The sequence below is a fragment of the Ensifer sp. ENS10 genome, from assembly GCF_014852025.1.
In the GTDB taxonomy this organism is placed as follows: domain Bacteria; phylum Pseudomonadota; class Alphaproteobacteria; order Rhizobiales; family Rhizobiaceae; genus Ensifer.
The window spans coordinates 588280-607554 of record NZ_JACVAS010000001.1 but is presented as its reverse complement, the minus strand read 5'-3'; the positions used below and the strand labels follow the sequence as shown (position 1 = coordinate 607554).

General features: G+C 61.5%; 21 protein-coding genes. 1 reads left to right on the top strand and 20 read right to left on the bottom strand.

Translation table 11 applies throughout. The features are described 5' to 3' along the window. Window positions 1-2: 2 nt before the first annotated feature. The 6 genes from IB265_RS02975 to IB265_RS02950 all read right to left on the bottom strand — a co-directional run bounded on the left by IB265_RS02975 (window position 3) and on the right by IB265_RS02950 (window position 7075). Window positions 3-1238 (bottom strand): MotB family protein, encoded by a 1236-nt coding sequence (locus IB265_RS02975; RefSeq protein ID WP_192494621.1) that lies wholly within the window; start codon window positions 1236-1238, stop codon window positions 3-5. Next, on the bottom strand, window positions 1235-1888 hold the full coding sequence (locus IB265_RS02970; RefSeq protein ID WP_057251070.1) for a hypothetical protein: 654 nt from the start codon (window positions 1886-1888) through the stop codon (window positions 1235-1237). Before IB265_RS02970 ends, IB265_RS02975 begins: the two co-directional genes overlap by 4 nt. Window positions 1889-2334: 446 nt before the next feature. After that, window positions 2335-3306 carry a flagellin gene (locus IB265_RS02965; protein WP_057251072.1) on the bottom strand — a complete coding sequence of 324 codons (972 nt, stop codon included), beginning with the start codon at window positions 3304-3306 and terminating at the stop codon, window positions 2335-2337. A 358-nt stretch (window positions 3307-3664) separates the two neighbouring features. Then, the gene (locus tag IB265_RS02960; protein WP_058325385.1) at window positions 3665-4612 is read right to left on the bottom strand and encodes a flagellin; all 948 of its coding nucleotides are present in this window, start codon (window positions 4610-4612) and stop codon (window positions 3665-3667) included. Window positions 4613-4887: 275 nt separating this feature from the next. Beyond that, entirely contained in the window at window positions 4888-5835 is a 948-nt protein-coding gene (locus IB265_RS02955; RefSeq protein ID WP_192494620.1) for a flagellin, read from the bottom strand. A gap of 292 nt (window positions 5836-6127) precedes the next feature. Continuing rightward, entirely contained in the window at window positions 6128-7075 is a 948-nt protein-coding gene (locus IB265_RS02950) for a flagellin (protein WP_192494619.1), read from the bottom strand. A gap of 373 nt (window positions 7076-7448) precedes the next feature. On the opposite strand from IB265_RS02950, the gene IB265_RS02945 reads away from it, so the two are divergent. Then, on the top strand, window positions 7449-9392 hold the full coding sequence (locus IB265_RS02945) for a glycosyl transferase (protein ID WP_057248217.1): 1944 nt from the start codon (window positions 7449-7451) through the stop codon (window positions 9390-9392). Window positions 9393-9491: 99 nt separating this feature from the next. On the opposite strand, the gene fliP is transcribed toward IB265_RS02945, so the two are convergent. From fliP to IB265_RS02875, 14 genes are all read right to left on the bottom strand, one after another. Next, window positions 9492-10229, bottom strand: a complete 738-nt coding sequence (gene fliP / locus IB265_RS02940) for a flagellar type III secretion system pore protein FliP (protein ID WP_057248216.1) — start codon at window positions 10227-10229, stop codon at window positions 9492-9494. Window positions 10230-10237: 8 nt separating this feature from the next. Continuing rightward, entirely contained in the window at window positions 10238-10735 is a 498-nt protein-coding gene (locus IB265_RS02935) for a flagellar basal body-associated FliL family protein (RefSeq protein ID WP_057248215.1), read from the bottom strand. A gap of 18 nt (window positions 10736-10753) precedes the next feature. After that, the gene (gene flgH, locus IB265_RS02930) at window positions 10754-11464 is read right to left on the bottom strand and encodes a flagellar basal body L-ring protein FlgH (RefSeq protein WP_057248214.1); all 711 of its coding nucleotides are present in this window, start codon (window positions 11462-11464) and stop codon (window positions 10754-10756) included. Further along, window positions 11461-11988: a MotE family protein gene (locus IB265_RS02925; RefSeq protein WP_373419912.1), complete on the bottom strand. Its 528-nt coding sequence runs from the start codon at window positions 11986-11988 to the stop codon at window positions 11461-11463. The genes flgH and IB265_RS02925 overlap by 4 nt, the downstream gene beginning before the upstream one ends. 8 nt (window positions 11989-11996) lie before the next feature. Beyond that, the gene (locus tag IB265_RS02920; protein ID WP_057248212.1) at window positions 11997-13112 is read right to left on the bottom strand and encodes a flagellar basal body P-ring protein FlgI; all 1116 of its coding nucleotides are present in this window, start codon (window positions 13110-13112) and stop codon (window positions 11997-11999) included. Then, a complete protein-coding gene (flgA, locus tag IB265_RS02915) occupies window positions 13109-13621 on the bottom strand; it encodes a flagellar basal body P-ring formation chaperone FlgA (protein WP_082615704.1) in 513 nt (170 codons plus the stop codon). Before flgA ends, IB265_RS02920 begins: the two co-directional genes overlap by 4 nt. 17 nt (window positions 13622-13638) lie before the next feature. Further along, a complete protein-coding gene (gene flgG / locus IB265_RS02910; RefSeq protein ID WP_057248211.1) occupies window positions 13639-14427 on the bottom strand; it encodes a flagellar basal-body rod protein FlgG in 789 nt (262 codons plus the stop codon). A gap of 11 nt (window positions 14428-14438) precedes the next feature. Beyond that, window positions 14439-14780 carry a flagellar hook-basal body complex protein FliE gene (locus IB265_RS02905; protein WP_057248210.1) on the bottom strand — a complete coding sequence of 114 codons (342 nt, stop codon included), beginning with the start codon at window positions 14778-14780 and terminating at the stop codon, window positions 14439-14441. Continuing rightward, window positions 14780-15199, bottom strand: a complete 420-nt coding sequence (gene flgC / locus IB265_RS02900) for a flagellar basal body rod protein FlgC (protein ID WP_057248209.1) — start codon at window positions 15197-15199, stop codon at window positions 14780-14782. Before flgC ends, IB265_RS02905 begins: the two co-directional genes overlap by 1 nt. Window positions 15200-15204: 5 nt before the next feature. Continuing rightward, window positions 15205-15585: a flagellar basal body rod protein FlgB gene (flgB, locus tag IB265_RS02895; protein WP_057248268.1), complete on the bottom strand. Its 381-nt coding sequence runs from the start codon at window positions 15583-15585 to the stop codon at window positions 15205-15207. Between the two features lie 166 nt (window positions 15586-15751). Further along, window positions 15752-16309, bottom strand: coding sequence for a hypothetical protein (locus tag IB265_RS02890; RefSeq protein ID WP_057248208.1), 558 nt, complete (start codon window positions 16307-16309; stop codon window positions 15752-15754). Next, window positions 16309-17700 (bottom strand): flagellar protein export ATPase FliI, encoded by a 1392-nt coding sequence (gene fliI / locus IB265_RS02885; protein ID WP_058323545.1) that lies wholly within the window; start codon window positions 17698-17700, stop codon window positions 16309-16311. The genes IB265_RS02890 and fliI overlap by 1 nt, the downstream gene beginning before the upstream one ends. Before the next feature lie 18 nt (window positions 17701-17718). Then, entirely contained in the window at window positions 17719-18444 is a 726-nt protein-coding gene (gene flgF, locus IB265_RS02880; protein WP_057248206.1) for a flagellar basal-body rod protein FlgF, read from the bottom strand. A gap of 2 nt (window positions 18445-18446) precedes the next feature. After that, the gene (locus tag IB265_RS02875) at window positions 18447-19226 is read right to left on the bottom strand and encodes a DUF1217 domain-containing protein (protein ID WP_057248267.1); all 780 of its coding nucleotides are present in this window, start codon (window positions 19224-19226) and stop codon (window positions 18447-18449) included. Window positions 19227-19275 lie beyond the last annotated feature (49 nt).

Genomic DNA, 19275 nt, shown 5'->3' with positions numbered 1-19275 from the left:
GTTTAACCCGGAGCCGATTGCAGCAGGATCTCGATGCGCCGGTTGCCCGGCGCATAGGGATCAGCCGGGATCTGCAGCCGCCGGTCGGCGAAGCCAGTGATCTGGCTGACGCGGTCTTCCTTCAGACCACCGCGAACGAGCATGTAATAGGCACTCTGGGCGCGGGCGGCGGAGAGCCGCCAGTTGTCATAGGTGCCGTCCTTGAACGGGCGACCGTCCGTGTGGCCGCGGATCGCGACAGCACCCTGCCGCTCGGCGAGCAGATGGCCGATCTTTTCCATCGCCAGTACCAGTTCCTTCTGCGGTACGGCCGAACCGATGGCGAACATCTGCGCGTCCGTGCGCTCGCTGATCGTAACCATGAGACCGCCCTCGGCCGGCGTTACGACGAGGCCTTCCGCCAGCTGGCCAGCCTCACCGGCAAGCTCCTTCTTGAGCTCGGCCTGGAGTTCTTCGGCCTGTTTCTCCGCGGTCGCCTCGGCCGTGGCGGTCTTCGGCTTGTCGCCGGCGTCGCTCTCGGCCGTTTTGTCCGTGCCGTCTCCTGCCTTCGCCTGCTCCGCCTGTTTTTCATCCTCGGTCTTGTCGACCGCGGGCGCGCCACCTGCCTGCATCGCAGATGCCGCGGCGAGCGCCACGTCGCTCTTGGTCGTATTGCCCGCTTCGGTCAGTTCGACCTGTTTGGTCCAGAAATCCGGATCGAACGGATCGCGATATGCTTCGCCGCCGTCGGCGCCGGTTGCCGGACCGGACTGAGCCGCTCCGCCCTCACCCTTCACGCTGATGTTGGCCTGCTGGCCGACTTCGCGGGCGATTTCGGAGAGCACCGAATAGGGGTTCTCGAAGAAGTCTGCGTCGGAATACTTCGTTTCTTCGCCCGAGGTCGCCGTCAACTGGTCGCCGGTCTTGGCCGACCCACCGGACTTTTCCTGCTCGCCATCGACCTTGGAGCGCTGCTGCGTCTCCTCGCCCTGCGCATCCTTCGCCGGATCCTTCAAGCCGCGTTCGGCAGGTTTCTGGTCGGTCAATTGCACCGGATTGAAATAGGAGGCGATCGCCGCCTTCGTTTCCTCGTTGGCAGCGTTGATCAGCCACATGACGAGGAAGAAGGCCATCATTGCCGTCATGAAGTCGGCATAGGCGATCTTCCACGAGCCGCCGTGATGCCCGTCATGGCCACCATTGTGGCGCTTGACGATGATGATCTCATGTTTGCCGTTGTGATGGTTTTCGTCGCTCATGCGAGAACTTTCCGGACGGTATCGGCCCAGGCGGCCATGCGTGTCACCAGGATCGTACCGTCCATTTCGACAGCGAGATCGATGTCGTCGGTTTCGACGTGGCGGAACAAAGGCATGTCCTCCCCGAGCTGGCGCTTCAGCGCCTCGAAGAGTTGGGTTGGGCCCTTGACGACGAGGGTGCAACCTTCGCCGGCCACCAGGCCCTGCTTAATCATCTGCGCCATATCGGCGACGGCGCGCTGCAGGAGGGCATCCTCCATGACCGGCGCAAGAACCCGAGCGGTCTGATCTCCGAGCGCGACCACCAGACTATCGGCCATGTCGGCAAAGCGCTCTGCCAGGCGGTTGGCGGTCTCTGCTTCGAAGCGCTGGGTCAAGGCCGCGAGCTCGGCCGCATGGGCCGCCTGCAGGTCGGCAATCTGGCGCTCGTGTTCGAAGACGAGCTCGGCCGTCGCCTCGGCGCGGCCTTCTGCGAAGGCGCGTCGGCGCTCCGCGTCGATGTCAATCTCTGGCATGGCTGGCCTCGCGCCGAGGCGGTCGCCATCGGCATAGTCGCTGTCCAGGTCGGGGAAATATTTTTGGGGCATCAGCGACAGCTCGACTTTCGGCGCGCTGAAATCCTTGAGGTAGCGGGAGAGCATCGCACTCATGACCGGTCACTCGCGGCGGCGCAGCGATGCGGCAATCCCCGTCTGATCACGAGACGGCACCCTCTGGCGCGGACTTCCATGGCTCCTGGCACTGCTGACATGTCTCCCACGGGTCCAGCCGCGGATGCGAAGAACCCAACATTCTTGACGTACATCGGCGATGTTCGGGCTAGTTGTTCCCGGAGCGATCCGATGCAGGCGGCGGCCAAGATTCATTTTGGCCGGCAGTCATGCGACAGGACTGCGAGAGAAGGCTATTCGGTCAAACTTGTGCGAAAATGAATGTGTTGGACCGCGCCAGGGCAATTAGCGCGGTCCAACCGTTTCCACCGGGTGCCGTGACCGACGACGTGGCAGAACTCAAACTTTGCCGCCCCCATTCCGAGAAAGCGGAAGCGTTTTGGCGGATCCGCCGGGCGCAGCCGGCCGCTCTCCGCCGATGCGCCTTACTGTTGGAACAGGCGCAGGATGTTCTCGGAGTTCGTATTGGCGATCGAGAGCGCCTGGATGCCGAGCTGCTGTTGCGTCTGCAGTGCCTTGAGGCGCGTCGATTCCTCGTTCATGTCGGCATCGACGAGGCGACCGACACCCTTGTCGATCGTATCCATCAGGTTGGCGATGAAGCTTTCCTGCATGTCGATGCGCTTGGTGATGGCACCGAGCGTGGAACCGGCATCGGTCAACTGGCCGAGGATGTGGTCGACGACGCGGATCATGTCGTCCATCTGGGCGTCGGTGGTCGCTGCCGTCAGCTTGACTTCCGACGAGGTCGCATTCGGGGTGGTCACCGGTGCGCCGATCAGGTGGAAAAGCTTGGCCGAGGTGCCGACCGGCGACGTGAGCAGCGAGGCGTCGTAGCTTCTGGTCAGGAGGCCACGGCTCGCATTGGCCGTATCGATCAGCATGGATTGCGCCGTGTCGAAGTCGAGCGTGGTGACCGACACGTTGCCGTTGGCATCGCGGTTGAACGAGGCAACGATCGACTTGGTGCCGACGGAAGCCGAATTCGCGTTATAGAGCCAGTTTTCGCTGGAGAAGGATGCTGACTGCGCGGCAGCCAGGAGCTGGTTCTTGAGTTCGGTGATTTCCTTGTCGATCTTCAGCTTGTCGACGCCCGGCTCGCGCGCGGCAACCAGCTTGCGCTTGATCTCGCTGACGACGTCGATCGACGAATTCATCGCCGCATAGGCCGTGTCGATCTTGGCTGCGCCGAGGCCGAGTGCGTCTTCGACGGTCGACAGCGCGGCATTGTCGGAGCGCATGGTGGTCGCGATCGACCAGTAGGCGGCATTATCCGCAGCGGTCTGCACGCGATAGCCGGAGGAAATCCGATCCTGGACCTCGGCCATGTCGGTATTGATGGAACGCAAGGTCTGAAGCGCCGCCATGGCGGCGGTATTGGTCATAATGCTAGTCATTGGTCACCTGCCCGGAATGAATTTCTGAAGACATTCCGGAGTGCAGAACCGGCAGCGATGGGACTGGCATCATGCGAATCGCCCCTGTTTTGCCCTGGAGGCGACCCTTCGCTCTTAACCAATATGTAACGATTGCATGGTTAACAAATGGTTAACGCCGTTAGTAAGTCGGTAACAAAGGTGAACAAAAATAAGGGAATATGGATGAAAGGTTAAAGGCGGATCGCGCACGCTGCCAACGCGCCTGGGAAAATTTGAAGCGCAAAACGAAAAAGACCGCACGACCCCGTTGGGCGTGCGGTCTTTCTGCTGTGTGCGAACGAGGGGCGAAAAGTCGCCCGTCTTGCCTGTCGTTCGCTTAGCGGAACAGCGACAGGATGTTCTGCGAGTTGGTGTTGGCGATCGTGAGCGCCTGGATACCGAGCTGCTGCTGCGTCTGCAGAGCCTTCAGGCGGGTCGACTCTTCGTTCATGTCAGCGTCGACGAGGCGGCCAACGCCCTTCTCGATCGAGTCCGAGAGGTCGCGGACGAAGTTCTGCTGCAGTTCAACGCGGCTGTTGAGCGCACCGAGATCGGCAGCAGCGTCGGTCATCTGCAGAAGCGTTGCGTCAACGCCCGAGATGGCTTCTGCCAGAGCGCCCATCGTCATGTTGGTGATGTCGAGCGACAGCACGCTGTAGCCGGTCGTAACCGTCGCACCGTTGGTCGCCAGCTTGTATTCCATGTAGCTGGAGAGCAGGCCGGTGCCGCCGGTCGTGACGTTAGCGCCGGTGGCGTCGACCTGGATCAGCGAGCTCTTGTTCGTGTCGAACTGGAGCGTCGTCAGGCTGACATTGCCCTGGGCGTCGCGGTTGAACGAACCGACGATCGACTTGGTGGCAGCCGTGTTGTTGGCGTCGTTGTAGACCCAGTTTTCGCCGGAGAACGAAGCCGACTTGGCAATGCTCACGAGCTGGCTCTGCAGCTCCTTGATTTCCTTCTGGATCTTGCTCTTGTCGACGCCCGGCTCGCTGGCGGCAACCAGCTTCTTCTTGATCTCGTCGACGACGTCCTTGGAGTTTTCCATGGCCGTGTAGGCAACGTCGGTCTTGGCAGCGCCGAGGCCAAGAGCGTCTTCAACGGTCGAGAGTGCCTTGTTGTCCGAACGCATGGTGGTTGCGATCGACCAGTAAGCGGCGTTGTCCGCAGCGCTACCGACGCGCAGGCCCGATGAGATGCGGTCCTGGGTGGTTTCCATCGAGGAATTGATCGAACGCAGGGTCTGAAGAGCCGACATTGCGGCGGTGTTCGTCATGATGCTGGTCATTGGCTGAGTGCCCCTTGTTGGCTGATTTGGAATGAAAAGGGACATTCCGGGATTACCGGGAAGCAGCGGTCAGCCTCATGCCTGTTAATGTTGATTAACCCGCCGTTTCGTTGGCCACAGAAAACACCATCGTGGTTAACAAATGCTGAAGCTCAGTCGATAATTTCGGCACGCGTGGCTGAAATAGACCAACAAAAAGCCGCGCCTCTTGCGAAGCGCGGTTTCGATTTTCTGCAGTCGGGCGCGAGCCGGAGCCCGCGCCGCCTGGCGCCCGATTAACGGAACAGCGACAGGATGTTCTGCGAGTTCGAGTTGGCGATCGTGAGCGCCTGGATACCGAGCTGCTGCTGCGTCTGCAGAGCCTTCAGGCGGGTCGACTCTTCGTTCATGTCAGCGTCGACGAGCTTGCCGATGCCCTTCTCGATCGAGTCCGAGAGGTCCTGAACGAAGTTCTTCTGCAGTTCAACGCGGCTGTTGAGCGCACCGAGATCGGCAGCAGCGTCGGTCATCTGCAGGAGCGTCGCATCAACGCCCGAGATGGCTTCGGCCAGAGCGCCCACCGTCATGTTGGTGATGTCGAGCGACAGCACGCTGTAGCCGGTCGTAACCGTCGCACCGTTGGTCGCCAGCTTGTATTCCATGTAGCTGGAGAGCAGGCCGGTGCCGCCGGTCGTGACGTTAGCGCCGGTAGCGTCGACCTGGATCAGCGAGCTCTTGTTCGTGTCGAACTGGAGCGTAGTCAGGCTGACATTGCCCTGGGCGTCGCGGTTGAACGAACCGACGATCGACTTGGTGGCAGCCGTGTTGTTGGCGTCGTTGTAGACCCAGTTTTCGCCGGAGAACGAAGCCGACTTGGAAATGCTGATGAGCTGGTTCTGCAGCTCCTTGATTTCCTTCTGGATCTTGCTCTTGTCAACACCCGGCTCGCTGGCGGCAACCAGCTTCTTCTTGATCTCGTCGACGACGTCCTTGGAGTTTTCCATGGCCGTGTAGGCAACGTCGGTCTTGGCAGCGCCGAGGCCGAGGGCGTCCTGAACCGTGCCGAGAGCCTTGTTGTCCGAACGCATGGTGGTCGCGATCGACCAGTAAGCGGCGTTGTCGGCAGCGGAACCGACGCGCAGGCCCGACGAGATGCGGTCCTGGGTGGTTTCCATATCCGAATTGATCGAACGCAGAGTGGAGAGAGCCGCCATTGCGGCGGTGTTCGTCATGATGCTGGTCATTGGCTGAGTGCCCCTTGTTGGCAATACTCGTGAAAAAGGGACATTCCGGGAGCTACCGGGAAGCAGCGGTCAGCCTCATGCCTGTTAACCGGTTGTTGTTGTTGGTTAACCCGCTCCTTCGATGGACACAGCAAACACCATCGTGGTTAACGGCAACCTAAGACGCCGCGATTATTTTTCGAAACGCTCCAACATCCGATTTGGCACAACAAAAAACCGCGCCTCTTGCGAAGCGCGGTTTCGATTTTCTGCAGTCGGGCGCGGGCCGGGACCCGCGCCGCCTGGCGCCCGATTAACGGAACAGCGACAGGATGTTCTGCGAGTTCGAGTTGGCGATCGAGAGCGCCTGGATACCGAGCTGCTGCTGCGTCTGCAGAGCCTTCAGGCGGGTCGACTCTTCGTTCATGTCAGCGTCGACGAGCTTGCCGATGCCCTTCTCGATCGAGTCCGAGAGGTCCTGAACGAAGTTCTGCTGCAGTTCAACGCGGCTGTTGAGCGCACCGAGATCGGCAGCAGCGTCGGTCATCTGCAGCAGCGTTGCGTCAACGCCCGAGATGGCTTCTGCCAGAGCACCGGTGGTCATGTTGGTGATGTCCATCGACAGCACGCTGTAGCCGGTCGTGACCGTCGAACCGTTGGTCGCCAGCTTGTATTCCATGTAGCTGGAGAGCAGGCCGGTGCCGCCGGTCGTAACGTTAGCGCCGGTGGCGTCGACCTGGATCAGCGAGCTCTTGTTCGTGTCGAACTGGAGCTGCGTCAGGCTGACATTGCCCTGGTTGTCGCGGTTGAACGAACCGACGATCGACTTGGTGGCAGCCGTGTTGTTGGCGTCGTTGTAGACCCAGTTTTCGCCGGAGAACGAAGCCGACTTCGCGATGCTCACGAGCTGGTTCTGCAGCTCCTTGACTTCCTTCTGGATCTTGCTCTTGTCGACACCCGGCTCGCTGGCGGCAACCAGCTTCTTCTTGATCTCGTCGACGACGTTCTTGGAATTTTCCATGGCCGTGTAGGCAACGTCGGTCTTGGCAGCGCCGAGGCCGAGGGCGTCCTGAACGGTCGAGAGCGCCTTGTTGTCCGAACGCATGGTGGTCGCGATCGACCAGTAAGCGGCGTTGTCGGCAGCGGAACCGACGCGCAGGCCCGACGAGATGCGGTCCTGGGTGGTTTCCATATCCGAATTGATCGAACGCAGGGTAGCGAGAGCGCCCATTGCGGCGGAATTGGTCATGATGCTCGTCATTAGAGTGTCCCTTTATTACTTAAGACGATTGGGGGACATACCGGACTGTTTACACTACCGGTGATGATGGATCGGCTTCATGCCTCTCGGTTCCAACGACTTTCTCGGAAGAAACCAAACCCGTCATGTGAGGCCGAATATCGAGCCCAATGCTTGCGAATTCCTTAAATGCCGAAGCGGTCTCAACGAGAGATAATTTATACTTAACAACGCCTTAAGTGGACGGCCCAGGTCGCCAAACGCGCCGTTCGAATGGCCCCTTGCGAGACAGGACCAGGCTTTGATCGGGGTTGACGCGTCATGCCTGAGGCAAGCTCCCATTACTACGATGGCCACGAGACCTGCTTTGCGACATCGAGGTGCCAAGCCTTTGATGCCGGCAGCCCAGACGACGGAGCTATCAGTGAACGCCCAAGCCATTTTCTCGACCGCTTCCCGGCAATATCAGAAAGGCCAGTACACGGACGCGCTCGACCAGCTCAACATCCTGATGAATATCAATCGGGATACGAAGACCTTTGTGCTGCTCGCCAAGGTTCTGCTGAAGCTCGGCTTCAAGCCCGAGGCGGCACGCGCCTACCAGCTCGCTGGAGAGGCCGGCGGTTCGCGGTCGCAGGACTATCTGACCGAGGCGATGAAACTCTATTTCGTCAATGGACACGAGGACGAAGCTCTGGCCATCGGCCTCCCGCTGCTGGAGAAAGCCAAGACGGATCCGGAGATCGCATTCATCATTGCTTCGATCTTCCTCAAGCGCGACCAGAAGGAAATCCTCGGCCTGTTCAAGGCACCGCTGTCGACCAGCGCCAATCGCCATCATCAATCGCTGGCATTCAAACTTTTGACAGCCGATGTCAACGATGCGCTAGACCGTGAGGCCGTCGCAAATCTCTTCAAGACGCACCCCAAGAACACGACATTGCGCTCCGCCTATCTCGTCTATGCCCGCGAGGCAAACGACTTTGCCGAAGTCGAGAAACACAGCCGCGACATCGACCGAGCGCTGAGGCTCGGCGAGGCGGATATCCTCGCCGCCGAGGCGCCCTATTACCATATCACCTGGTGCGGCGACGAACGGCTGAACCGGATTGCCGGCGCGCAGCACCGTCCCTTCCCTGCCGGACTGACGGAAGCCCGCCGCGCCATGCCACATGCCTGGAACGACCGCATCCGTATCGGCTATGTCTCTTCCGACTTCTGGCACGACCACGCGACCATGAAGCTGCTCGCAGCCGTGCTCACGGCGCACGATCGCTCGCGTTTCGATATCACTCTCTTCTGCCACACATCGCCCAACAACGTCGTGCGCGACGACGGGTCCCGCGAAAAGTGGGGCAAGATCGTTTCCATCAACGACCTTAGCGATGACCAAGCGGCGGAGGTCATCCGTTCCGAGAACATCGACATTCTTGTCGACCTCAAAGGACACACGCTCGAGAGCCGGGTGAACATCTTCAACCGGCAGACCGCTCCGGTTCAGGTGAGCTGGCTCGGCTTTCCCGGGACGACGGTCAATGTGGACCTCGACTACATCATCGGCGACCCCCATGTCCTGCCGGATGGCAGCGAACCGCACTACTACGAGAAATACTGCCGGCTTCCCGACACCTATCAGCCGAACGACCCTCTCAACCGCCCGCTGCCGCAGCCATTGTCGCGTCGCCAGCTCGGCCTTCCCGAGGAAGTATTCGTCTTCGCGTCGTTCAACGCCAACCGCAAGATCTCGTTGCAGACGATCAACCTGTGGATCGAGATCCTTCAGCAGACCCCGGACAGCGTGCTCTGGCTGATGTGCAGCCGCCCGGATGCGCGAGCGAACATCATCGCAAAGTTCAAGAGTGCCGGCCTCGACACCAAGCGCATCATCGTCTGCCCCAAGGTCCTCTATCAAGACCACATCAGCCGTATCCCGGTCGCCGACATCGGCCTCGACACCTATCCCTATAACGGCCACACGACGACCTCGGAACAGCTCTGGGCCGGCCTTCCGGTGCTGACCTTCAAAGGCACCAACTTCGCCTCACGCGTGAGTGAGAGCCTGCTCAACGCCATTGGCGTGCCGGAACTCGTAGCCGCCGGGCCGGAGGACTATGTTCGCGAGGCGGTCGCGCTCTACAACAACCGAGACAGGATCGCCGACTATCGAAAGACCCTCGAGGAGAACCGGTTCCGCATGCCGTTGTTCGATGCCGAACGCTTCTGCCGCCACCTGGAACAGGGCTACGAAATGATGGCTGACCGCGCGAAGAGAGGTCTGGCGCCGGATCACATCGACGTTCCGGCCCTACCGGCGCGGACTGGCTCGTTCGAGCGCTGAGCGATCCGACACTCGACCCCGAACGACGAAAGGCAGCGCCAAGGCGCTGCCTTTTTTGTTTGCGCTTTTCGAAGCGCTCAAACCTTTGATGACGGGTATCTAGCTGAAGGAGCGCACCAGGCTGCCGACGAGCAAATTCCATCCGTCGATCAGCACGAAGAACAGGATCTTGAAGGGCAGCGAGATCGCCGTCGGCGGCAGCATCATCATGCCCATGGCCATGGTGATGGTGGCAACGATCAGGTCGATCACCAGGAATGGCAGCATGATCAGGAAGCCGATTTCGAAGCCGCGGCGAATTTCGGAGATCATGAAGGCCGGCACGACAGCGCGCAGATCCACCTTGTCGTCCACGACCACCGTCTGGCCCTTTTCCTTGGCAATATCGATGAAGAGCTGCAGGTCCTTATCACGGGTGTTGGCGAGCATGAATTCGCGGAACGGCTCGCTGATCCGCGGGATCGCCTCGGCCTCGGTGATCTGGTTCTTCATGAGCGGATCGATGCCGTCGCGCCATGCGCGATCGAAGGTCGGCCCCATGACATAGAAGGTCATGAACAGGGCCAGCGACACCATGATCATGTTGGACGGCGTGGTCGCGAGGCCCATGCCGGTGCGCAGGATCGCAAAGGCGATCACGAAGCGCGGAAAGCTGGTGACCATGATCAGGATGCCTGGGGCCACCGACAGAACGGTCAGAAGACCGAAAGTGCGGATGATCCACGAGGCGGCCGACCCGTCGATAGGTGTATTCAGGATATCAGAGGGAAAACTCTGGGCGCCGGCAATACCGGACATCGCCATCATGGCGACTATGAAGGCGACAAGCCGGACCATTTATCGAATCATTGGATGACGAAGGTTCTGAACATCACATTGGTTACGCGCCCATCGGAGCGCAGGTCAACCCGCTCTTGAATGTCATCCCGGAGATATTGAAAGCCGCGCGGCCCCTGGATCTGCTGCAGCGAGACCGTCTTCAGATAGGCGGCGATATCCTGGTGGATCTGTTCCGCCAGTTTGGGATCGGGCGCGCCGTCGAACTGCAGCGCCACCTCGAGCCGTATCCAGTTCTCCGAAGGATAGGCAAGGTTGGTGGTGATCGGCTCCAGCTGGACGACACCGTTCGCTTCGGTCGCGACCTTCGGCAGGCCCTCTTCGCCCGTGGCGTTGGCGGCCGGTTCCTTGGTCGCCTCGACCTGCTCCTTCGGCGGAGGCGGCGCGAGCAGGCCGCCGACCAGCCAGCCGCCGCCGCCGGCAACGAGCGTCAGCACGGCGACGATCGCGATGGTCATCACCTTTGACGGCGACTTCGGCGCGGTGGCGGTATCCAATTCTTCCATCTTGCCGTTCCCTGCCGATCAGATCGGCGAAAATAGGTCCATGAACTGCTGGCCGTAGGGCGGCTGCTGCACCTCGGTCAAGCGACCGCGGCCGCCATAGGAGATGCGTGCCTCGGCGATGCGGTCGTAGTTGATGACGTTCTCGGCATCGACATCCCGCGGCCGCACGATGCCGGCAACGTTGAGGATGCGCAGTTCGTGATTGACGCGCACTTCCTGCGAACCGCTGATCAAGAGGTTGCCGTTTTCGAGAACTCCGGTCACGACTGCGGCGACGAGCACCCTCAGCTTTTCCGAACGCTCGGTCGTGCCGTCGCCCTCGGTCTTGGTATTCGACCCATATTTCAGGTCGCCCTCCCAGCCGAAATCGCTGGCCTCCGACTTGCCGTTGGCACCGACGTTGAAGCCACTGCTGTTCTTGCGGCTGCGATCCGTCTTGTTGTCGAAGGTGGCGCCTTCGTTGATCTTGATATCGACCGTCAGGATGTCGCCGACATTGATCGCGCGCGCGTCCTTGAACAGGGCGGCCTGCTGGTCGTTCCAGAGCGAGTAGCCACTTACCACCTGGCGCGGCTGCTTCGGATACATGGCAAGCTGCGGCGTCTGGGAATATTGCAGACCGCTGCCGATCGGGCTCATCGAAGGCGCCCGACCAATCTCGTTGAACGCCTGGTTCTGACACCCGGCAAGGAGACCCGCCGTCAGCACGGCCGTTAGACGCATTTTCATGATGGTTCCTTCGAGGTGTTCGGGTCGCTGGCGCTCGAGATGATATTGGTAAGGATCGCCGCCCTTTCGTCCGTCATTTCGCTGAGGATCAGAGACGACTGTCGCGGCGGCAGCTGCATGACGATCGCAGCGGCGATCTCCGGATTGACCATTTCCAGCTTGCCGGCAGCCGCATCCGGCTTCATCGTCTTGTAGATGTCGACAAGACCGAGCTGGGCCTGTTTCAAAAAGTCGTTGCGGCGTTTCAGCCAGTCCTCGTATTCGTCGCGTCGCTTCTCCAGCGTGGCGATGCGTTCATCGATGCTTGCCTGCAAGGTCTCGAGGTCCTTGCGCTGCAGCACGTAGCGCTGGTCGCGGGCGGCGTCGGCAATATTCGTGCAGAACTGTTGGATCTCATTCTGCGTCGCGTCGGTTGCCGGAGGCGCGGTAACGTCCTGGGCGAAGGCGCCGGGCATCGTCAGCATCGAAGCGGCGGCCGCGCCGACAAGCAACAGATTGCGGACCTTGCCGAAAGATGGGTTCATGTTCGCCGTCATTGCAGCACTAGCTCCGCTTGAAGGGCCCCGGCCGTTTTGATGCTTTGCAGGATGGCGATGATGCCGTCCGGCTTGACACCGATGTTGTTAAGGCCGGCGACGAGCGAGCGAAGGCTCGATCCGTTGAGGATCGCCACCGTGCCGCCATCGGACTGCGCGTTGATGGTGGTGTTCGGTTCCACCTCCGTTCGTCCACGCGAGAATGGCAGCGGCTGAACCACCGTCGGCGTCTCGCTGACCTCGACGGTCAGGGTGCCGTAGCTCACCGCCACCTCGTTGATGCGAACGTCCTGGCCAATCACGATCGTGCCGGTGCGTTCGTTGATGACGACGCGGGCCGGGACGTCCGTCTCGATCACGATGTTTTCGATATCGGCCATCAGCCGAGCGAGATCGGCCATCTTCGGCTTTTCGACGAGCACGGATTGGGAATCGCGTGCCTCGGCAATGCGACCGCCATATTGCTGGGCGGCATATTTGTTGATCGCCGCAGCCATGCCGACAGCCGTCGAGAAGTCCGGGTTGCGCAGTTGCAGAACGAGGTTGAAGCCGTCCTTGAACTTGGACGGCAGCTCGCGCTCGATGATTGCGCCATTGGGCACGCGCCCGGCCGTCGTCACACCCTGGTTGAGGGTTGCCGCATCGCCCTGCGCGGCAAAGCCCGTCACGACGACGGACCCTTGCGCGACTGCATAGATCTGGCCGTCCGCGCCGGAGAGCGAGGTCATCACCAGGGTGCCGCCGCGAAGCGAGGTGGAATCGCCGAGCGACCCTACGGTCACATCGACGCGGCTGCCGGGGCTTGCGAACGGCGGCAGCGTCGCCGTCACCAGAACGGCCGCAACGTTGCGCGTGCGGGAATCGCCGCCCTGGGTGGAGATGCCGAGATTCTGCAGCATCGCGCGGATCGACTGGTCGGTGAACGGCGAGGCACGCAGGCTGTCGCCGGTTCCCTGAAGGCCGACGACGAGGCCATAGCCGATGAGCTGGTTGTCGCGTCCCGCCTGGAGCGAGGCGACGTCCTTGATCCTGGACGCGCCGAAAGCCGGCGTCAGCGCCGTCGAGATCGCGACGGCCAGCGTCAGGAACCATTTGCAGGCAAGCATTTTCATTTCGCCACCACATGGACAGTGCCGTCGGCCATTACCGTTCCGGAAACGATGATGCCGGTATCGATGTTGCGCGCCCGGATCAGTTCGCCGACGGCGGCATCCTGGAGCGGTGATCCGGCGGCGCTGATAGTCAGGCCGCCATTGCTGAAGACGAGGCGCACGGTGGAGCCGCGCTCGACGGCATACTGCTCGCGCAGTGCGTTTGCGAGGATCACCCGACCGGGCAGAAGCGTGCGCTTGGTGACCTTGCCATCGATTTCGTTGAGGGTCCTGATGTAGCCGTCCGCGAGATCGGGGTTGGTAACGTCGACAACCTCGACGCGGCTGCGGTCGATCGTTTCGCCCGGATAGATCGTCCGGGTCGGGATCACCGCGGTTGGCCGCTCCGCGAGGCTCGCCGAAGGCAACAGGAAAGTGGCGGCAAGCAAGGCGCCAGCCGCCAGACGAAGCGCCTTGGATGCGCTGTCGCCCTTCGATACCTTGATGTCTGCGGATCGGCGAAACATCATGTTTGCCCCCTCTTTCGTTACCTGAGGTTCTTGCTCACCGTGGCCGCCATTTCATCGGCCGCCTGGATGATCTTGGAGTTCATCTCGTAGGCGCGCTGGGCCGAGATCAGGTCGGTGATTTCCTTCACCGGATCGACGTTGGACGCCTCGAGATACTTCTGCTTGATCTGCGCGAAGCCCGGGTCCGCCGGCGTGCCGACGATCGCGTCGCCGGAAGCTGGGGTCTGCTTGAAGAGGTTGTCACCCTGCGGCTCGAGACCGGCCTCGTTGACGAAGTTGGCGATCGTCAGCTGACCGATTTCCTGCATCGCGGGATCGTTGCCGATGCGCACCATCACCTGGCCGGAGCTGGTGAAGGCGATTTCCGTCGCATCCTGCGGAACCGTGATGCCGGGGACGACCGTGTAACCGTCGATGGTCACGAGCTGGCCCTGGGCATTCTTGTTGAAGGCGCCGGAGCGCGTATAAACCGTCTCGCCATCTGGCGTCTCGACCTGGAACCAGCCGCGGCCCATCAGCGCCAGGTCATAGTCGTTACCAGTGTTGACCATGCTGCCCTGGATATGCAGGTTGCGCACGGCAGCCGTCTGGACGCCGAGGCCGATGATCGCGCCTTCCGGTACGATGGCCTGGTTGGAGCGGTTCGGCACGCCCTGGGCGCGCTCGGTCTGATAAAGCAAATCGGAGAATTCTGCGCGGGCGCGCTTGTAACCGGTCGTGTTGATGTTCGCGATGTTGTTCGCGATCACTTCGAGGTTCAGCTGCTGGGCGTTCATGCCGGTTGCGGCAATGGAAAGGGCCTTCATGTCTCGTTCCTTCAGATCTGCATGCGCGCGATTTCGAGGTAGGCGGTGACCACCTTGTCGCGGATGGCGAGTGCTGTCTGGAGCGACTGTTCGGCGTTCATGACAGCATCGACAACTTCACGGGTGTTTGCCTGACCGCGGATGCCGTCGAGCGATGCGCCCTCGGCCTTTTTCATCGCGTTGATTGTGTCGGTCGCCATATCCCCGAGGACCGAGGCGAAGCTTTGCCCCTGCGGCACGCCCGGCGTGGCGGCCGGCATACCGAAGATCGACGACGAGGAGGATGTGGAACGGGTACCGTCGGTCTCTTTGGTGACCGAGAACGCGCCGAGGGATTTGACTGCATCGATCATTATTGCGAGGCTCTCAACAGGTCGATTGTCTGGGAAATCAGATCGCGGGACTGCTTGATGGTCTGGAGGTTGGCCTCGTAAGCGCGGTTGGCTTCGCGCATGTCGGCCATCTCAACCAGGATGTTCACGTTCGGCATCTTGACCATGCCCTTCTCGTCGGCCGCCGGATTGCCCGGATCGAACTCGATGTTGTAGTCCGAATCATCCGTGCCCTGCCGTTCGATCTCGACAAGCGAGGCGCCGCTTGCCCGGTCGACTTCGGCGGCAAAGCTGATGGTCTTGCGGCGGTAGGGTTCCGAACCCGGCGTGTCGCCGGTCGAGCGGGCGTTGGCGATGTTTTCGGAGACGATACGCAGACGGGTCGATTCCGCCTGGAGGCCGGAGGCCGATACCTTGAGGGCTGAGGTCAATGGATCCATGGTTCTTACTTCCGTACCGTCATCAGCATCATGCGGTGAAACGCCTTCACAAGCCCGGCGCTGAGCTCGTAGTCGCGCTTGATCTCGCCGGTCTTCATCATTTCCTGCTCGATCGCGACGCTGTTGCCGGACTGCTGGATCTGCACACCGTCGACCATGCCGACTTCGGCCACCTGCGAGGCCTCGAGGCCCTCGGTAAAATGCGCCTTGTGGGTCGCGGCCATCTGCATGCCGGTATCCTGCAGCACGCTTTCGAACGGCTTGACGTCCTTCGCCTTGTAATGCGGCGTGTTCGCATTGGCGATGTTGCCGGCCACCACGTTCTGGCGAACAGTCAGCCACTGGGCCTGCCGGGACGCGAGTTCGAAAAGCTGAATCGGTTGCATCAAAAGCTCCATGCTTGGTGATGCGAACCTAGGCCGGTAATCTTGCGTGGGACTTTCGTCGGAGGTAGCCGCGGTCCGGACGCTTGCATTCCGCTGCGGGCGAACAGCAGCGCGCCGCGCATCCGAAGAGATACGCGACCATCAACTCTGACGATGGGCTGCTAAATCAGTTGGCCTGGTAGACTTCGCCTGACGAGGTGACCATCACCCAGTGGCCGTCGCGCTGCTCGAGCGTGGCAAGCCGGGTGTTGTCAGGCAGGACGGAGCCGATGCGCACGATATACATGCCGCTCGCATCCTCGATCAGCGCCCGGCCATTGGCGACATGCATCAGCTTGAAGCCGGACTTTCCCGGAAAGGGCTGTGACAGCCCCTCTTCCGCAGCCGACCCTTCGGGACCCGGACCGCCGGCGATGCCGGGCACGGTTGCCGTCGTCAGCTGGTCGATTGCAGCCATGGTCTCGCCGTCCGCGTCGGGCATCGCCAGCGGCGAAACCGAGGCGACGTTGCGGGCGGCGCGCTCCGGCAGATCGCGGGTGGAACCCTGCCAGAGCGGCGGCATGGTGAACTTGTCCTGATGGAAGAAGGCGTACCAGGGAAAGAAAGTCGCAAACGCGGCAAGTGCTACGCCGGTCGCGGCCAGGAACTTGTCGGTCATAGGCATGCGGCTGCTTCGCTTGCGCTGATGAACCATTTCGTCCGCATCGTAATCGGTCACCGCCATCACCTCGCTCTCGCGCCCGGTTGATTGCCCATCGCCGCCGCCTTCAATGCATTGGCGAGATCGGCAAAGGCGTCCTGCGCCGGGCGCTCACCGGCGGTCTGCGTCAGCACGTCGTAGATAACCGGCACCTGCTTGATCGCCATGTCGAGGTCGGGATCGCCACCGGGGCGGTAGCCGCCGATCAGGCGAAGATCGCGGGTTTCCTCGAAGCGGTGGATCAGCGCCTTCAACCGCGACACCAGCTTTTCCTGGTCGGGAGTCCAAGCCTTGCGCGCCAGGCGCGAGATGGAGGCGAGCGGATTGATCGGCGGATAACGTCCCTCTTCCGCAAGGCTGCGTTCGAGCACGATGTGGCCATCGAGGATGCCGCGCGTGGAGTCGGCGACCGGGTCGTTATGGTTGTCACCGTCGACGAGAATGGAGATGATCGCCGTGATCGTGCCCGAGCCTTCGGTGCCGGGTCCGGCACGCTCGAGCAGACGCGGCAGTTCTGTGAAAACGGAGGCCGGGTAACCGCGCGCGATCGGCGGCTCGCCGGAAGCCGTCGCCACTTCGCGGATCGCGTGTGCGAAACGGGTGACGCTGTCGACGATCAGCAGCACGTTGTCGCCATTGTCGCGATAGTGCTCGGCGATGGTGACGGCGGTCAATGGCGCCATCTTGCGCAGCATCGGGCTTTCGTCGCTGGTTGCCACTACCGCGACCGACTTTGCGAGATTGTCGCCAAGCGTATCCTCGATGAATTCGCGCACTTCGCGGCCGCGCTCACCGACGAGCGCGATCACCACCTTGTCGAAGGCGTCTGCGCGCGCCAGCATGGAGAGCAGCGTCGACTTGCCGACGCCGGAGCCGGCGAAGATGCCGAGACGCTGGCCGAGGCAGAGGGGCGAAAAGATGTCGATCGCCCGCACCCCGGTGAGAAAGCCCTTCTCGACCCGCTTGCGGCTCATCGACGGCGGCGCGGTGTTGGAGATCGAGCGGCGCACATCGCCCTGTAGCAGCGGCCCGAGACCATCGATCGGCTCGCCGAGCGCATTGATGGCACGGCCGCACCATTGATCGGTCGGAGCCACGCGGAAGGCACCTTTGCGGATCACGGTGTCATGGATGCCAATCGGATCGCCGGGTTCGATCGGGCAGACGACCACCCGCTCCGGTTCGACCCGCACCACCTCGCCGAGATGCGTTCCCGTGACACTCTTGTGGGCGACGAAATCACCGAGCCGCACATGCCGCGACAGACCGGTCACCGTGTAGTGACCGGGCGAAATCGTCTGCACGTGTCCGCCCGGAGCGATCGAAAATTCGGGCTTTGCATAGCGCTCGACCAAACCGGCAAGTGCTGCCAGAGATGTCGATCCCGCGCTTGTCTTCAGGCCTTCGCGTTGCATGCCGGTACCCGTCAGAAATTAGCGACTGCCGCCGAGCGTCTTGACCGCTTCTTCGAGCGATCCCTCGCTGTCACGCAACAGGCCAGTGATGTTGTCGAAGGCGCGCGTGACCATGATCAGCTGCGACATTTCCTGGATGGCATTGACGTTGGATTCCTCGACGAAGCCCTGCATCACGCCGACATCGAAGCGATCGACCACCGGCTCGGCCTGTGCCGTCGGCTGAACAGCACTGTTGTCGAGGCGCATGAAACCCTTGCTGAAATCTGCCTCATAGAGACCGAGCGAGGCGACAGCCACGCCGTTCTGATGGATCGCACCATCGGCGCCGACGGTGATCTCGCCGCCGCTGCCGTTGAGCTGGATCGGCGCTCCGCCGGCGTCGAGCACTGGATAGCCACGGATAGTGACGAGTTCGCCGGTATCGGTGAGCGTGAAACGCCCGTCGCGCGTCAGCGCCGGGCCGGATGGCGTCTCGATCTGGAACCAGGCATCGCCCTTGATCGCAAAGTCGAGAGCCGAGCCCGTGCGCGACAGCGAGCCGTTGTTGGTGTTCAGGAATTCCTCGCCCTTGCTGACATAGGCAACCTTGGTCGGCTTGGTGTCGCCGAGCATCTGATTGAACTTCACCTCGGTGCCACGGAAACCGACGGTGCCGGAGTTCGCGATATTGTCGGCAAGTGTGTTGAGGCGCTTCTCGAGCGCCATCTGCGACGAAATCGCGACGTAAAGACCGGTTTGCACGTTCAATTTCCCCCGAGTTTCAGGCTGTTGATGGACAGGAGAAGATCGGAAGAAATGCCGTAGCCGCTCGAAGAGCCGAAGACTGCGAGCGGATCATAACCGTCCGTTGAATTTTTGGTTTCCCAGAGCGCCGTGAACCGGTCGAGAAACTCGGTCACCTTGCCCGGGTTCTGGAAATCCTTGAAATCGATCGCCGCTTCATAGGCCTCGGCCTGACGATCGACATTGGTTGCCGCGAATTCGTCGGGCAATTGCAACGCGGTGCGCACCACCTGGGCGAGCGCCTCGTCGGCGATGATGGCGTAGCCACTGCTGATCGTCGGCGCCATGCGCGAAAAATAGAGGGCAAGCCGCACGCCGGCATTTTCCTCACCGGCGTTCTGCTCCAGCGTCTGGCGAGCATATTTGTCGGCGACGCCCTTCTGGGCACGGTCGAAGGATGTGGCGGCCGCGCCGTGGGCGGCGAAGTTCAGCGATTCGACGAGCTGCTTGTAGCGGTTGTCGGTCAGCTTGTTGGCAAAGGCGTCGTCCTTGTCGATGCCTTCGGTCAGCACCTTGCGCATGAAAGCCTTGGCATAGGCCATGTCTTCGAGACCGTGAGCCTTCATCGCGTAGTTGTAGAGCCTGGTATCGGCAAAGAAATCGTCGATCGTTTTGACGTCGCCGATCTTCGACAGGTAGTACTCCGTCTCGCGCGCCACATCCGGCTGCTCGGCAACGCGGGCCAGCGACTTCGTCAAGTCGGCCGTTATCAGCTTGTAGCTCGTGTAGGTCGTGGTCACGATCGGTTCGCCCCTGCCGGAATGACACAGACAGAGCATGCGCCCTGCC